We start from the raw sequence: 14,650 nt of genomic DNA on the forward strand, positions 1-14,650 counted from the left end.
TTTGGCGGGTTTGTCCCTGAAAGTCAGCACAATCCAAACTCGTGACATCCAGCACCTGAATATCCCGAAAAGCGGCCTGCGCTTCGCAATCTTATCTTTAGACAGGGCTCGGATCCTCGGTTACCCCAAGACCCTCAGCAGATCAGCAAACCGGTTTATCCGGATGCCAACATTCGTTCCTCGACCGCTCTGATGCCCGTCAGTACAATCGTAGGAACAGCCTGTCCCCCCAAGCGAGTGAATCGCTGTATCAGTGGTAACAAGAGGCCGACGTCTGCGGCAACGAAACTCTGATATTGACTCGGGTCTTTGTGCGAAAGAATCTCTCGGCAACGTGAAGACGCGGTATTCTGGCAACAGCAAAAGGGCGCCGCGATATGCGACGCCCTTCGGAATAGTTCAGCCATGCTTACGTGACCCTAGGTCACATAAAGACTCAGCCCAGCGATTTAACGCGGGCCGACAGACGGGACATTTTGCGGGAGGCTGTGTTCTTGTGGAAGACGCCCTTTGTGACGCCGCGCATCAGTTCGGGCTGAGCTGCGCGCAGAGCAGCAGTTGCTGCGTCCTTGTCACCGGATGCGATTGCTTCTTCTACTTTGCGCAGATAGGTGCGGATACGCGAACGACGCGCTTTGTTAACGGCGAAACGCTTTTCGTTCTGACGAGCGCGTTTTTTTGCCTGGGGCGAATTTGCCATGTGTCTCTGACCTTTGTTCGGTACGGTTATGTAGTAAGCGCGCCACGGATATCCGCACCGGATCAGAATCACGAGTGTGAGTCGGGCCAAGCGGGCCGCACGCGCATGTATAGCGGCGGTGCATAGCCAAGTTTTCAGGCTTTGCCAAGCCGATTCTTCACTGCTGAACCGCGGGCAAGAAAAAGGCGGGCTCAGCCCGCCTGTTCGATACATATTTCGTGGCCGGTTTACTTGTCCCGGAACTGAGCCGAGCGTTTTTCCAGAAAGGCGGCCATGCCTTCTTTCTGGTCCTCGGTGGCGAACATCGAATGGAACACCCGGCGCTCGAACAACATACCTTCGCTCAACGGCACTTCATAGCTGCGGTTGACCGCCTCTTTTGCCGCCATGGTCGACAGTTGCGATTTCTCGGCAATTTTCTGGGCCACGCCAATGGCTTCTTCGATCAACTTCTTGGCCGGTACAATCCGGCTGACAAGACCAGAACGTTCAGCCTCTTCCGCGTCCATGAAGCGACCGGTCAGATTCATGTCCATCGATTTTGACTTGCCGACGAACCGGGTCAGACGTTGGCTGCCGCCCAGCCCAGCAATAACGCCCAGATTGATTTCAGGCTGGCCAAACTTGGCAGTATCGGCGGCAATGATGAAATCGCACAGCATCGCCAATTCACAGCCACCGCCCAGCGCATAACCCGCAACTGCTGCAATGATAGGTTTGCGGATGGCCGAGATACGATCGTTGGCCTCGGCAAACAGGTTGACAGTGAAGACGTCAACAAAGCTCATCTCGGACATTTCCTTGATGTCCGCACCTGCGGCAAAGGCCTTGTCCGAGCCTGTGATGACGACGCAGCGTACCTTGTCGTTTCCATCCGCCTCTTCCAACGCGGTGCACAATTCACCCAGCAACTGAGTGTTCAGCGCATTCATCGCATCGGGGCGGTTGAGTTTGATGAGGGCGACGTGGTCTTCGATTTCGACGATGATCGTCTCAAAAGCCATGAGTTAGAGCTTCCGGTTGTTCCGTTCAGGTACGATTCCTTACCACGCGAAAAACTTGGATCAAGCTATCTTTGGCATTGCACACAATAGAAGGATGAGCGACCGGACTGGGTGATTCTCTTGATTTCTGCCCCGCAACCCCCTGTCCGGCAGGGCGCACCCTCGCGCCCGTAGACATCAAAGCTGTGCTGAAAATATCCAAGTTCTCCATCGGCTTGCCGGAAATCCCGCAGCGACGATCCACCTGCCTCGATCGCCTCCTGTAGCACTTGACGGATGATCGGAACCAACGCGGCAACGCGGGTAGAAGAAATCTGTCCCGCTTTGCGACGTGGCGACACTCGACCCCGATACAGCGCTTCGCAGACGTAGATATTGCCCAGTCCTGCAACGATTCCCTGATCCAACAGCGCTGATTTGACCGGTGTGTTCTTGCCTTTGAACGCTTCGATTAGATGCTGTTCATGAAAATCATTGCCCAAAGGCTCCGGTCCCAGGACCGATAACAGCTTATGATGCTCGGCGGTTGCCGTAGGTAGCAGGTCCATCGCACCAAACCGACGTGGGTCATTGAAGGTGATCCGGGCACCATTGGCCATGTGGAACACCACATGGTCATGTTTCTCGGGCATGGGATGGGTATGCGCAAATTGGCCCAGCGGATCACCCGAGACCGTCATCCGCCCGGACATGCCCAGATGAATCAGTAGCGTTTCGCCACTGCTAAGATCAGCTAGAATGTACTTGGACCGCCGCCGCAACCGATCGACCCGCTGGCCGGTCAGCCGTTCGGCCATCCGGTCAGGAAACGGCCAGCGCAAATCGGAGCGATTTACATCCGCCTGTTCGATCACGATACCTTCCATCGCCGGGGACAGGCCGCGTCTTACTGTCTCGACCTCGGGCAATTCGGGCATTTCCTGGCTCCTATTCCAAAGGGCCGCATTGTGCCCGGTTCTTATCGCCCTATAACAGAGGCGAAATTCGACAAACGGCAAGGCAAATGTCCGACAAAAGCGACAAGACCACTCATTTCGGGTTCGAAACCGTGCGCGAGGCCGACAAGGCCGGGCGCGTGCAGGGCGTGTTCAACTCGGTCGCCTCAAAATACGATGTGATGAACGATGTCATGTCGATGGGCATTCACCGGATCTGGAAAGACGCAATGATGGACTGGCTGGCCCCGCGCACAGGTCAGCGCCTGCTGGACGTTGCGGGCGGCACCGGCGATATCTCGTTCCGGTTCCTGAAGCGCGCAGGCCGTGGCCATGCCACCGTTTTGGACCTGACCGAGCCGATGCTGATCGAAGGCCGACAGCGGGCCGAGGCGGATCAGATGTCGGACAGTCTGAATTGGGTGGTGGGCGATGCGATGGCCCTGCCGTTCGAGGATAACACCTTTGACGTCTACACGATCTCCTTCGGCATCCGAAACGTGACTCGCCCGCAAGAGGCATTGAACGAGGCCTACCGCGTATTGAAACCCGGCGGCCGCCTGATGGTTTTGGAGTTCAGCCAGTTGCCCAATGACGGGCTGCAGAAACTCTATGACCTCTATAGTTTCAATGTCATCCCGCGCATGGGGAAACTGATCGCCAATGATTATGACAGCTATCAGTATCTGGTCGAATCGATCCGTAATTTCCCGGATCAGGATACTTTCCTGAACATGGTCCGCACCGCCGGGTTCGACAACGCGAAATACCGTAACCTGACCATGGGCATTGCCGCGCTGCATTCCGGCTGGAAAATCTGATGCGCGGCCCTCACAATATCATCCGCTTGATCCGGACCGGCGCGACGCTGGAGCGGACAGGTGCCATGAATGTCGTTCTGGACGCGTTCGAAGCACCACGTGCCCTGCGAGTTCTGGCCCACACCCTGGGCAAACCCTTTCAATGGCTGGGTTACAAAGGCGATCCGTCGATGCCCCCAGCCACCCGTGCCCTCACCGCCCTGGGACCTGCCTATATAAAATTCGGTCAGGTTCTGTCCACGCGGCCCGACGTGGTTGGAGACGAACTGGCAGAACAGCTACGCGTGCTGCAGGACAAACTGCCCCCGTTCTCCAAGGCCGAGGCCATGGCCGAGGTCGAGAAAGAGCTTGGTCAACCCGTCGTCGAGATATTCGATGAGTTCAGCGAGCCGATTGCGGCCGCCTCAATCGCTCAGGTCCACAAGGCCAAGCTGCGCAGCACTGGCGAGGATGTGGCCGTCAAAGTTCTGCGCCCCGGCATCGAACGCGCCTTCCGCAAAGATGTCGACGCATTCTATTTCGCCGCCCGCATCGTGCAACTCTTCGCCCCCAGCGCGCGCCGCCTGCGCCCGATGGAAGTGATCGAACATTTCGACGGCGTTGTCCGGGGTGAGCTGGACCTGCGTCTGGAAAGCTCAGCCGCCTCGGAATATGCCGCTAACACCAAGGACGATGCCGGATTCTGGTTGCCCCCCGTGGTCTGGTCCCTGTCGGCGCGTCGGGTAATGACTCTCAGCTGGGCAGATGGCATCCCGCTGGGCGACAATGGCGCACTGGATGCAGCCGGTCATGACCGCCGCGATCTGGCCGAACGCGTGCTGCGCCTGTTCCTGCTGCATGCTCTGCGCGACGGCTATTTCCACGCTGACATGCACCAGGGTAACCTGAAGGTCGCGGCAAATAGCGATATCATTGCCTATGACTATGGCATCATGGGCCATATCGACGAATACACGCGCCGGGTCTATGCCGAGATTCTCTTTGGCTTTATCCGCCGCGACTACAAGCGCGTGGCCGAGGTGCATTTCGAGGCCGGATATGTCCCTGCCAATCAGGATGTCGACGAATTTGCCCGTGCCCTGCGCGCGGTTGGAGAGCCGATCTTTGGTATGAACGCCACCCATATCTCAATGGGACGGTTGCTCAGCTATCTGTTCGAAGTCACTGAACGCTTCGGCATGGAAACCCGTACCGAGCTGATCCTGCTTCAGCGTACAATGGTTGTGGTCGAAGGCGTCGCGCGCTCACTCGACCCGCAAATGAACATCTGGGAAGTCGCCCGACCCGTGGTCGAAGACTACATCAAACAATCCATCGGCCCCCGCGCCGCACTTCGCGATTTTGGCAAAACGGCAATGGTTCTGGCCCGGTTTGGTCCGAGGCTTCCAGCACTGGTAGAAAACGCATTGATTTCCCAAACCCAAAAGGATGAGCCGACCCGGTCGCGCCTATGGTCCGTTGCCTTGCCCGCCACCATTGGTGCCGCTACCGGCGCGGCCCTCGTCCTATTGCTGACAAGCTTCAGCTAAACCCAATCCCGCCCGCTTCATCTGGCCAAAAATACCTTCGGGGGGAATTGCGCCATAGGTGCGATGGGGGGGCAGACAGCCCCCCTGCTTGGTTCGGTTTCAGAGCAGCTCAAAGGCGATGGCAATGCCCTGACCGCCACCGATGCACATGGTGACCAAACCCTTGGACCCGCCCGTGCGCTCCAGCTCATACAGGGCTTTCAGCGTTATAATCGCACCGGTTGCACCCACCGGATGGCCCAGCGCAATCGCCCCGCCATTCGGGTTTACCTTGGCGGCATCCAAGCCCAGCTCTTTGTTCACGGCCAACGCTTGCGCGGCAAAGGCTTCGTTGCTTTCGATCACATCGAAATCACCCAGCGTCAGGCCCGTCCGCGCCATCAGGTTTTGCACCGCAGGAACCGGACCAATGCCCATCACCTCGGGGCGTACGCCTGCGTGGCCATAGCCCAGAATGCGTGCCTTGGGTTTCAAGCCGGCCTTCTCGGCCGCCTCCGCCGAGGCCAGTACCATCGCCGCCGCACCATCGTTGATGCCCGACGCGTTGCCTGCCGTCACCCGGCCATCCTTGCGGAAGGCAGGACGCAGCCCGGCCAGCGCCTCGGCGGATGTCTGTTTGGGATGCTCGTCGACCATGAAATCGACCATGTCGCGCTTGACCTTGACCTGAACCGGCGTGATCTGGCTTTGGAAATACCCCGCCTCCAGCGCAGCCGCCGCACGGGTTTGGCTGGCCATCGCGAATTCATCCATCTGCTCACGGGTGATCTGGTGCTCATCAGCAACGTTTTCGGCCGTAATGCCCATATGGCCAGTGCCAAACGGGCAGTTCAACGCGCCCAGCATCATATCCATCGAGGTGACATCGCCCATCTTCGCGCCCCAGCGCGCCTGTGGCACGATATACGGACTCCGCGACATGCTTTCGGCGCCACCAGCCACAGCGAATTCGGCGTCGCCCAGCATCAGGGACTGTACCGCCGACACAATCGCCTGCGCACCGGACCCGCACAGACGGTTTACGTTCATCGCGGGCGTTTCAACGGGGATACAGGCCTGCTTGGCCGCGGCGCGTGACAGGTACATGTCGCGTGGTTCGGTATTAATGACATGACCAAACACCACATTGCCGATTTGCTCGGGCGCAACTCCAGATCGCTCCATCGCCGCTTCAGTCACAACGGTCGCCAGATCAATCGGCGCAGTTGAAGCCAAGGCGCCACCAAATGTGCCAATCGCGGTGCGCGCACCATCAAGAATGACGATATCTTTCATGTCTCTTCTCCTCGTGGATTTGCGGGCACTATGCATCCAGCCATTGGAACTGTCCCATAGGACGTACCGTCACAAGCGGAATTGACATGAGGCCACCAAACGCGCATGAGATTCCGTCATGACGGAAAATTCAGACGATATCCTGACGCGCCTGCCCGCCCGCCTGAAAGAGGCCCGCCGCGCCAAAGGCCTGTCGCTGGAAGCTGTGGCCAATCTCAGCGGCGTGTCCCGATCCATGGTCAGCCAGATCGAACGCGGTGAAAGCAGCCCGACGATCTCGACCCTGTGGAACCTGACCCGCGCCCTGCAGGTGGACTTCGCTGGCCTGCTGGAAGAGGCCAATAACGCCGATCAGATCGAAACCCTGCGCAGCGACGAAGTGCCCAGCATCGACAATATGGGCCAGAATTGCCGCATCCGTATCCTCTCCCCGCCCGAAGAGGCCGGTGGCCACGAGGTCTACGATATCCGCTTTGACAGTGATGGCGCGCTGAACAGCCAACCACACGCCCGCGGCGCGCATGAACAGTTGACGGTACTTGAAGGTGCGGTGCGCGTCACCTCGGGCAGTGCCGTCAGCGAACTGAACCAGGGCGACACCGCGCGATACGCGGCGGACGTTCTGCACTCAATTACAGCCAAGAAGCCAGCAAGGGTGTTCCTGATCGTCAAAAACGCATGACACCGGCGTATTTCCGCCTTTACGGAAATTTTTCCTTCATACTGTAATTCCCCTATTTGGGAATTTCATCCGTTATGTTAGACATGCGACTCAGTTGAACGGAGATCGCCATGTCAGATGCATTCCTGACCCATGTCACCGACACCCTCGTGCAGATCGAAGCGGAGGGTCTGTACAAGCGTGAACGAATGATCACCTCGCCCCAGGGCGGCGAAATTACTGTGGGCGACAGGCAGGTCATCAATCTGTGCGCCAACAATTATCTGGGTCTGGCCGATCATCCGGCACTGATCGCCGCCGCCAAAGATGCGATGGAGCCCAAAGGGTTCGGCATGGCCTCGGTCCGGTTTATTTGTGGCACACAGGACATTCACCGTGAGCTGGAACAGAAGCTGGCACAATTCCTGAATAAGGACGATGCGATCCTGTTTGCCGCCTGTTTTGATGCCAATGGAGGGCTGTTTGAGCCATTGTTAGGGCCTGAAGATGCCATCATCTCGGACAGTCTGAACCATGCCTCAATCATCGACGGGATACGGTTGTGCAAGGCCAAACGTTATCGTTATCTGAACAACGACATGAACGATCTGGAGGCCTGGCTGAAGCAGGCACGCGAGGACGGCGCGCGACACATCATGATCGCGACAGACGGTGTGTTTTCGATGGATGGCTATCTGGCTAACTTGCCGAAAATCCGCGAACTGGCGGACAAATATGACGCCATTGTCATGGTCGATGACTGCCATGCCACCGGATTCATGGGTCCGAACGGGGCCGGTACACCGGATCATTTCGGTGTCGCTGTGGATATTCTGACGGGAACCTTGGGCAAGGCACTTGGGGGGGCAATCGGCGGTTATATCGCCGGGCCGCAGCCGGTGATCGACCTGCTGCGGCAGCGGGCGCGGCCCTATCTGTTCTCAAATTCGCTGCCGCCTTCAATCGTTGCTGCCGGGATCGAAGCCATCCGTCTGGTCGAAGAGGGCGACATGCTGCGCGCGCAACTGTTCGGCAACGCCAAGTATTGGCGCGCGGGATTGGAAAAGTTGGGTTTTGATCTTCTACCCGGCGAACACCCGATCATCCCGGTAATGCTGGGCGAAGCACAACTGGCGCAGGACATGGCCGCAAAGCTGTTTGACGAAGGCGTTTATGTTTCGGGTTTTTTCTTCCCCGTCGTCCCGCGCGGTAAGGCACGGATCAGAACGCAGATGAATGCGACGCTGACAAAGGATGAGCTGGACCGTGCGCTGGCCGCCTTTGGCAAGGTCGGCAAAGAGCTGGGGATTATCTGATGCGACCCAATACGATGAAAGCGCTGGAAAAATCCAAGCCCGAGGAGGGGCTGTGGATGGTGCAGGCCCCGGTGCCCGAGATCGGCCCTGATGAAGTGCTGATCCGCATCAACAAGACCGGCATCTGCGGCACCGATATCCACATCTGGAACTGGGACGACTGGGCCGCCGCCACGGTGCCCACCCCGATGATCACCGGCCATGAATTTGCCGGTGAAATCGTTGAGATCGGGCGCAACGTGACCGGGCTTGAGATCGGCCAGCGCTGCTCCGGCGAGGGGCACCTGATCACAACCGACAGCCGCCAAAGCCGCGCTGGCAAGTTCCATCTGGATCCCGGCACGCGCGGAATCGGCGTCAACGAACAGGGTGCCTTTGCGCAATACCTGAAACTACCTGCCTTCAACGTGGTGCCCCTGCCCGATGACATTCCCGACGAAATCGGAGCCATTCTAGACCCGTTGGGGAATGCCGTGCACACCGCACTCAGCTTTGATCTGCTGGGTGAGGATGTGCTGATCACCGGTGCAGGCCCCATCGGCATCATGGCCGCCGCCGTGGCCCGCCATGCAGGCGCGCGGCATGTGGTGATCACCGATATCAATCCGGACCGCTTGACGCTGGCTGCGCATGTCGTGCCAACATTGCGCCCTGTCGATGTGACCAAGGAAGAATTGCAGGACGTGATCGCCGAACTGGGCATGCAGCAGGGTTTTGACGTCGGGCTTGAGATGTCAGGTTCACAAATTGCACTGGACCAGATGGTCGAGGCACTGGTGATGGGCGGCAAGATCGCTCTGCTAGGCATCCCACCTGGAAAATCCCCCGTGGACTGGTCCCGCATCGTATTCAAGGCCATCACCATCAAAGGTGTCTATGGGCGCGAGATGTTCGAGACCTGGTATAAGATGATTGCCATGTTACAAAACGGCTTGGATGTCAGCCGAGTGATCACGCACCGTTTCAAGGTTAATGAATTCGCCAAGGGCTTTGGCGAGATGAAATCAGGTCGATCCGGCAAGGTTGTTCTGGATTGGACCTAACCCTCTGGCGTTAAACGGCTTCACCCCCTAAACAGGAGGGAACTCAGGTGTTTGGAGGCGCAGATGAGCGACAAGGACAACCGGTATCTTGAACGCGGGATCGAGGACACTCTGGTCACGGATTTCGCCGAAACCCACCGCAAGAGCTATGGCGATTTCCTGCAGCTCAAAACCCTACTGAATCTGCAAAAGACGTTTCAGGATCCCGCGCAACCAGATGAGATGCTGTTCATCATCATCCATCAGGTCAGCGAGCTGTGGCTGAAGCTGATGCATCACCAGCTGGTCGAAGTGCGCCGCTTTCTGCAAGAGGACGAATTTGGCCCGGCAATGAAGAATCTCGACCGGGTCAAAGCAATCCAGCGGCAGTTGATTTCCGCGTGGGAAACGCTTCTGACCATGACCCCCGCCGATTACATGACCTTTCGGCAAGCACTTGGCAGCTCCTCGGGATTTCAAAGCTATGGCTATCGTCAGATTGAATTCATTCTGGGCAACAAGGATGCCTCGACCCTGAAGGTTCACCAGCATGATCCCGAAGTCATGGAATTATTGGATGCCGCACTGACCAAGCCTTCGCTTTACGACGAAGTGCTGCACATGCTGGCCCGGCAAGGGTTTGACGTGCCTGATGACCTGCTGAACCGTGACTTTGCACAACCATATTCCGGCGACCCGCGCGTGGTGAAAATCTGGGCTCAGGTGTTTCACAATACCGATCAGTATTGGGACCTCTATGCGCTGGCCGAAAAGCTGATGGACGTTGAATCTCTGTTCCAGCGCTGGCGGTTTGACCATGTCACAGCGGTCGAGAGAGTTATTGGCAACCAGCCAGGTACAGGCGGGTCCAGCGGTGTGTCGTTCCTGCGCAAAGCGCTGGACTTGCGGTTCTTTCACGATCTCTACGATGTGCGCACCGAATTGATGTATAGCGGGCAGGAGTAGGCGATGCTGTATCGTGGTTTCACTCAGACAGAGCTGGAGCAGGAGTATTCTCCCAGTTCGATGGTTGGCGGCGATCTGACACCCTATCTTGAAAGCTACGCCGCGCTGAGTGCGCAGAACCGCGCCCGGATGGAATGCCGGGAAAACCTGCCCTTCGGCGAAACATCTGAACAGGTGCTCGACTTCTTTCCTGCGTCGACGGCCAACGCTCCGCTGCATGTCTTTATTCACGGAGGTTACTGGCAGGCGCTCAGTCAGCGTGAGTCGGCGATGATGGCCCCTACACTGGTGGAAAACGGGCAAGCCTTTGCAACGCTGAACTATACGCTCGCACCTGAGGCCCGACTGGATCAGATGATCAAAGAGTGCCGCGATGCCCTGCTTTGGCTGGGATCACAGGCGACGGCCCTTGGGTTCGATCCGGCGCAGATCACCTTGTCGGGGCACAGCGCCGGGGCACATCTGGCGGCCATGATGATGGCGACTTCAGCCGATGCGCTAGCCCGCGCCGGCTTGCGGGTACGAGAGGTGATTCTGATTAGCGGCGTCTATGATCTTGAACCGATCAGCCTGACGCCGGTGAATGACCCGCTGCAACTGACCCCGGTCGAAATACACGATCTCTCACCCATTCTGCACCTGCCCGCCCCCGGTCCGCGTTACCATATAACCGTCGCCGAGCGCGACACACCCGAATTCATTCGTCAAAGCCGGGACTATGCGGAATTGCTGCGTAAAGGCGGGCATTCTGTCAGTTTTGATCTGCAGAAAGGGATGCAGCATTTCGACATCATCATGCACGCAAGCACGTTCCTGCCGGCTCCTCGGTAATCATAGGTGTTGGGCGATAGAATATTCTGACCTTTGCGTCATGCACTGCGCAAGTCGCCATATCCCTGCATTTGTGGCGGTACCGCAAGTGTCCGGTTTGAGCGCCAATCTGTGAATTTGATTTTATTGCTGCGCGGGCATCATCTTGAACACGGCAGTGCGGCGTAAAGAGCGGCTATTGGTGCCGGGCGCAGCGAGGTTTTGTCAGGCAATTCGCGAGACGCGGACTTTGCTACCGTTAGCCATGGCGCAGAGTTGTGCGAGTTTGATGGTCGCGATGCGCAGAAACCAGACTTTGCAAACTTTGGCCAACGAGCCAATGCGGACAATCAAAACCTTTCTCGGATGTTGCGGTTGCGGCCCGCTTATCCACAACAGCAGTCACCTGACTGAATTGGCGGGCACGGGACAGTTGCGTAGGAACAAAAAACACAGCAATCGCCTTCTAACGGTTTCAAGACTGCCTTGCATGATTTGCATTCATAAAACCACTGGCACGAGTCAGTTGGCATTTTCTCGGTTTCAACGTGCCCACACCGAGGGCAGGTCAAAGTGCTATCCAGCACCACAGTTTGTTTTGTCATTGTCTCACATCTGCATGATTAGATAATCGTTGATTTGAGCCTCATTGAACACGATGACCCATGCCAACGCGGTAGTCGCCGTGTTTCCGACAAGCCACCATTTCAGATTTGCCAACGTCCCGTTTCGATGCGCTACGAACCACGAAACTGCGACCAGCACTGTTGAGATGGCGAGAACATAGTAGCTTGCTGCCGCTATTTTTCCGAATATCGCCAACCAACTGCCACCCAAGCCGAGCAACATCATAGCCATTGGAAGAACACAGCATGTCGCGACCCCCAGAGCGGAAACCGATCCCAGGTGGCTGAGGGTCAAATATTTTTTCATCTTTCGCTCCCTGGGTAGGCGATTTGATTGTGTTGAGGCACTAGCATTCAATGCGTATAACTCCTGTAGTAACTACAGGATCAAGTGGAGGCACTTCACATGATTGCGATAGGCGAGGCTTCCCGGCAATGCGGGGTCGGCATAGAAACTATCCGCTATTACGAACGCGAAGGTATCGTACCAAGACCCGCACGAGCTCTGAACAATCGTCGCCTCTATTCGGCAAGCGATGTTGGAAGACTTCGATTTTTGAAGAAGTGCCGTGACCTGGGGTTTCCTCTATCTGACGCAAAGGCGCTTTTGGAGCTGTCAGAAGGAAGTGCCGAAGACTGCCGATCAGTGAAAGAACTGGCCGAGGCACACATTGCCAGCGTTCAAAGCAAGATTAGTGAGCTCAGACGCCTTGAGTGAGCTTACGGCCAATTGTGATAGCGGAAACGTTCAATGCCCGATGCTGCAAAGACTGAGAACGATGGACGATATCTGACTCTGGCCACTGGACGGAAGCGCAGGATCTGAGATTTAGCCAGATCACGTCAGACCAAGGTCTGTGGTGCGATAACAGATTGTAGTTCATAGTCGATTTCACGATGAGAGCGAAAGTAACTGACCTGACGATTGGCAATTGGTCGCTGTCGCGAGTCTTTCTTGCGGCCAGCATTTTCGTGATGGGTACTGCTACCGCAATCGTCGGGGTCTGGGTGTCAAATCGAATCCAGAACGCAGTCGTGCAAAACTCCGCCAATTCCGCTGCGCTATATATGGAAAGCGTAGTATCCCCGCTCAGCCAGGAATTGGCACATGGCAACCATCTTTCTGAGCAGGCGAGCCTAGCGCTGGACGAGATTTTCATGACCCAGCCAATGCGTGACCGCATTGTCTCCTACAAATTCTGGAAGCAAGGCGGTGTGATTGTACATGCCTCTGATACAGACATCATTGGAAACCGTTTCAATCCAACGGATGACTTAAGGCGGGCGTGGAGCGGTGACATCTCCGGCTCTTTCAAAGAGCTTGATCATGCCGAGAGCGCCGCCGAGGCGGCTTTGGGGATACCACTACTTGAAGTTTACAGCCCCATCCGCGAACTTTGGTCCGGCGAAATCATCGCAGTTGCGGAGTTCTACGAAAGAGCTGATCAGCTTGAGTTAGACTTAGCCAAGGCCAGGCGAACAAGTTGGTTGGTCGTCGGTTCCGCATTTCTGGCAAGTACTATTGTTCTGTATTCCATTGTCGCAATTGGCGACAAAACTATTCGACGACAGGGGGCTCTTCTTAAACAGCGCCTGACAGAAAGTGAGAGGATGGCCGAGCAGAATGCCCGGCTGCGGTCGCGTGTAGTAGATGCGTCAGAAAGATATGCCACGCAAACAGATCGGTTCCTCAAAAATCTCGGTGCCGAACTACATGATGGTCCTGCGCAATACCTGTCGCTCGCCGCCCTTAGACTGGAGGCGGCGTTTTCCAAAGAGTCCGAAAGTTCTAAAGAGGCAGAGGAAATTCAGCAGTCTTTGCAAAAATCTCTGGCTGAAATTCGTGCAATATCGCGAGGGCTTTCTGCGCCAGATATCGACAGCTTGTCACTCGTCGATGTTGTGAAGAGAGCCGTAGAGGATCACGTCGAACACAGCCCGTTGCGACCGGATATTTCACTTTTGGGTAGCCAGGCCCCAGAGTTGTCATTGTCCGACAAGCTGTGCGTTTTTCGGTTCCTTCAGGAGACGCTTTCCAATGCCGCGAGATATGCTCCAGCTTCCAAGTGCACCGTTATCTCTGAGGCGCAGAACGACCGCATAGTTATAAAGGTCAAAGACGACGGGCCTGGTTTTGACAGGTCAGAAGAAACCGCGTTGCGAGACGATGGTGGCCAGGGGCTTATGGGCTTGCGGGATCGGGTCGAGAGTATTGGCGGCAGGTTCGAAGTCGCATCGAGACCGGGTGAGGGCACCACCGTTTCTATGACACTCTTTCCCAGAAAGTTAGGCACATCATGACTACATCTGTCGTAATAGCTGATGATCACCCGATATTCAGGGATGGTTTGCAACGCACGCTGGATGAAGCTGATGGTTTTGAAGTTTTAGCTGCCGGGTCCAGCGCTGAAGATGCAGTATCGCTGGTCGTCACGCATCAGCCGAACATAGCCATTCTTGACCTCTCGATGCCCGGTGGCGGGATAAGCGCAACACGTAAAATTGCGGCAATGGCAAATCCGCCTTTCATTGCAATCTTGACGGTCTCAGAGAACAGCAGCGACGTCGCGGACGCGTTGGAGGCGGGCGCGATAGGGTACATCGTGAAGGGAGTAACCGCGAGCGAATTGACCGCTTCCTTAAGCAGCATCGCCGCAGGTGAAGGGTTCGTTTCTCCGGGCTTGGCCTCGCGGGTACTGCTTCAAATCAACGCTGACACCGGCACCTCTAAGAACAGCAGCATTCTCAATGACCTTACGCATCGTGAGGAAGAAATACTTCGACGTGTAGCCAAAGGACTGAGTAATCGTGAAATCGCTGACGAGTTAGACCTTCAGGAAAAGACCGTGAAGCACTACATGACGGCAATACTGTCCAAGCTTCACGCGCGAAACCGGGTAGAGGCCGCGCTCATTGCCCATGATGTTTGGAACAAGGGAGACTAACAGCGGTCTCTAGTACGAAGATGGCGGCCCCCTCTACAAG

Annotated in this window: 16 protein-coding genes; 10 read left to right on the top strand and 6 right to left on the bottom strand. The window is 56.5% G+C overall.

From position 1 onward, the window contains the following. Positions 1–436 precede the first annotated feature (436 nt). From rpsT to mutM, 3 genes are all read right to left on the bottom strand, one after another. Positions 437–700 (bottom strand): 30S ribosomal protein S20, encoded by a 264-nt coding sequence (gene rpsT / locus AC2FH6_RS17255; protein WP_281973595.1) that lies wholly within the window; start codon positions 698–700, stop codon positions 437–439. Positions 701–927: 227 nt separating this feature from the next. Next, positions 928–1,704 carry an acryloyl-CoA hydratase gene (gene acuK / locus AC2FH6_RS17260; RefSeq protein ID WP_142638228.1) on the bottom strand — a complete coding sequence of 259 codons (777 nt, stop codon included), beginning with the start codon at positions 1,702–1,704 and terminating at the stop codon, positions 928–930. Between the two features lie 65 nt (positions 1,705–1,769). Next, positions 1,770–2,621, bottom strand: coding sequence for a bifunctional DNA-formamidopyrimidine glycosylase/DNA-(apurinic or apyrimidinic site) lyase (mutM, locus tag AC2FH6_RS17265; protein WP_496703746.1), 852 nt, complete (start codon positions 2,619–2,621; stop codon positions 1,770–1,772). 86 nt (positions 2,622–2,707) lie between these two features. Here mutM and ubiE point away from each other — a divergent pair, with 86 nt between their 5' ends. After that, entirely contained in the window at positions 2,708–3,460 is a 753-nt protein-coding gene (gene ubiE, locus AC2FH6_RS17270) for a bifunctional demethylmenaquinone methyltransferase/2-methoxy-6-polyprenyl-1,4-benzoquinol methylase UbiE (protein ID WP_496703747.1), read from the top strand. Continuing rightward, entirely contained in the window at positions 3,460–4,989 is a 1,530-nt protein-coding gene (ubiB, locus tag AC2FH6_RS17275) for a 2-polyprenylphenol 6-hydroxylase (RefSeq protein WP_496703748.1), read from the top strand. Before ubiE ends, ubiB begins: the two co-directional genes overlap by 1 nt. A 99-nt stretch (positions 4,990–5,088) precedes the next feature. Here ubiB and AC2FH6_RS17280 read toward each other — a convergent pair whose 3' ends face one another. Next, positions 5,089–6,264, bottom strand: a complete 1,176-nt coding sequence (locus AC2FH6_RS17280) for an acetyl-CoA C-acyltransferase family protein (RefSeq protein ID WP_496703749.1) — start codon at positions 6,262–6,264, stop codon at positions 5,089–5,091. 118 nt (positions 6,265–6,382) lie between these two features. Between AC2FH6_RS17280 and AC2FH6_RS17285 the strand changes: the two genes are divergently transcribed. From AC2FH6_RS17285 to AC2FH6_RS17305, 5 genes are all read left to right on the top strand, one after another. Then, a complete protein-coding gene (locus AC2FH6_RS17285; RefSeq protein WP_271950762.1) occupies positions 6,383–6,946 on the top strand; it encodes a helix-turn-helix domain-containing protein in 564 nt (187 codons plus the stop codon). Between the two features lie 110 nt (positions 6,947–7,056). Then, positions 7,057–8,241: a glycine C-acetyltransferase gene (locus AC2FH6_RS17290; protein WP_496703750.1), complete on the top strand. Its 1,185-nt coding sequence runs from the start codon at positions 7,057–7,059 to the stop codon at positions 8,239–8,241. Between the two features lie 14 nt (positions 8,242–8,255). Continuing rightward, positions 8,256–9,284, top strand: coding sequence for an L-threonine 3-dehydrogenase (tdh, locus tag AC2FH6_RS17295; protein WP_496703800.1), 1,029 nt, complete (start codon positions 8,256–8,258; stop codon positions 9,282–9,284). 63 nt (positions 9,285–9,347) lie between these two features. Beyond that, positions 9,348–10,229 (top strand): tryptophan 2,3-dioxygenase, encoded by an 882-nt coding sequence (locus AC2FH6_RS17300; protein WP_142638241.1) that lies wholly within the window; start codon positions 9,348–9,350, stop codon positions 10,227–10,229. 3 nt (positions 10,230–10,232) lie between these two features. Next, positions 10,233–11,060, top strand: coding sequence for an alpha/beta hydrolase (locus tag AC2FH6_RS17305; protein ID WP_496689851.1), 828 nt, complete (start codon positions 10,233–10,235; stop codon positions 11,058–11,060). A gap of 365 nt (positions 11,061–11,425) precedes the next feature. Here AC2FH6_RS17305 and AC2FH6_RS17310 read toward each other — a convergent pair whose 3' ends face one another. Together AC2FH6_RS17310 and AC2FH6_RS17315 are read right to left on the bottom strand one after the other, a co-directional pair. Then, the gene (locus AC2FH6_RS17310) at positions 11,426–11,644 is read right to left on the bottom strand and encodes a GDCCVxC domain-containing (seleno)protein (protein ID WP_496690570.1); all 219 of its coding nucleotides are present in this window, start codon (positions 11,642–11,644) and stop codon (positions 11,426–11,428) included. 4 nt (positions 11,645–11,648) lie between these two features. Then, positions 11,649–11,972, bottom strand: a complete 324-nt coding sequence (locus AC2FH6_RS17315; protein ID WP_142635987.1) for a hypothetical protein — start codon at positions 11,970–11,972, stop codon at positions 11,649–11,651. Positions 11,973–12,071: 99 nt separating this feature from the next. Between AC2FH6_RS17315 and AC2FH6_RS17320 the strand changes: the two genes are divergently transcribed. The 3 genes from AC2FH6_RS17320 (at position 12,072) to AC2FH6_RS17330 (ending at position 14,610) form a co-directional block, all read left to right on the top strand. Then, a complete protein-coding gene (locus AC2FH6_RS17320) occupies positions 12,072–12,383 on the top strand; it encodes a MerR family transcriptional regulator (RefSeq protein WP_496703751.1) in 312 nt (103 codons plus the stop codon). Positions 12,384–12,562: 179 nt separating this feature from the next. Next, entirely contained in the window at positions 12,563–13,966 is a 1,404-nt protein-coding gene (locus AC2FH6_RS17325) for a sensor histidine kinase (RefSeq protein ID WP_142635991.1), read from the top strand. Further along, entirely contained in the window at positions 13,963–14,610 is a 648-nt protein-coding gene (locus tag AC2FH6_RS17330) for a response regulator (protein WP_142635993.1), read from the top strand. Before AC2FH6_RS17325 ends, AC2FH6_RS17330 begins: the two co-directional genes overlap by 4 nt. The last annotated feature ends 40 nt before the right edge of the window (positions 14,611–14,650 follow it).

The sequence above is a fragment of the Ruegeria sp. CDSC045 genome, assembly GCF_059610725.1.

Bases quoted from the DNA above. Each gene is read 5' to 3' on its own strand.
- rpsT (WP_281973595.1), bottom strand. From the start codon at position 700: ATGGCAAATTCGCCCCAGGCAAAAAAACGCGCTCGTCAGAACGAAAAG.
- acuK (WP_142638228.1), bottom strand. From the start codon at position 1,704: ATGGCTTTTGAGACGATCATCGTCGAAATCGAAGACCACGTCGCCCTC.
- mutM (WP_496703746.1), bottom strand. From the start codon at position 2,621: ATGCCCGAATTGCCCGAGGTCGAGACAGTAAGACGCGGCCTGTCCCCG.
- ubiE (WP_496703747.1), top strand. From the start codon at position 2,708: ATGTCCGACAAAAGCGACAAGACCACTCATTTCGGGTTCGAAACCGTG.
- ubiB (WP_496703748.1), top strand. From the start codon at position 3,460: ATGCGCGGCCCTCACAATATCATCCGCTTGATCCGGACCGGCGCGACG.
- AC2FH6_RS17280 (WP_496703749.1), bottom strand. From the start codon at position 6,264: ATGAAAGATATCGTCATTCTTGATGGTGCGCGCACCGCGATTGGCACA.
- AC2FH6_RS17285 (WP_271950762.1), top strand. From the start codon at position 6,383: ATGACGGAAAATTCAGACGATATCCTGACGCGCCTGCCCGCCCGCCTG.
- AC2FH6_RS17290 (WP_496703750.1), top strand. From the start codon at position 7,057: ATGTCAGATGCATTCCTGACCCATGTCACCGACACCCTCGTGCAGATC.
- tdh (WP_496703800.1), top strand. From the start codon at position 8,256: ATGAAAGCGCTGGAAAAATCCAAGCCCGAGGAGGGGCTGTGGATGGTG.
- AC2FH6_RS17300 (WP_142638241.1), top strand. From the start codon at position 9,348: ATGAGCGACAAGGACAACCGGTATCTTGAACGCGGGATCGAGGACACT.
- AC2FH6_RS17305 (WP_496689851.1), top strand. From the start codon at position 10,233: ATGCTGTATCGTGGTTTCACTCAGACAGAGCTGGAGCAGGAGTATTCT.
- AC2FH6_RS17310 (WP_496690570.1), bottom strand. From the start codon at position 11,644: ATGACAAAACAAACTGTGGTGCTGGATAGCACTTTGACCTGCCCTCGG.
- AC2FH6_RS17315 (WP_142635987.1), bottom strand. From the start codon at position 11,972: ATGAAAAAATATTTGACCCTCAGCCACCTGGGATCGGTTTCCGCTCTG.
- AC2FH6_RS17320 (WP_496703751.1), top strand. From the start codon at position 12,072: ATGATTGCGATAGGCGAGGCTTCCCGGCAATGCGGGGTCGGCATAGAA.
- AC2FH6_RS17325 (WP_142635991.1), top strand. From the start codon at position 12,563: ATGAGAGCGAAAGTAACTGACCTGACGATTGGCAATTGGTCGCTGTCG.
- AC2FH6_RS17330 (WP_142635993.1), top strand. From the start codon at position 13,963: ATGACTACATCTGTCGTAATAGCTGATGATCACCCGATATTCAGGGAT.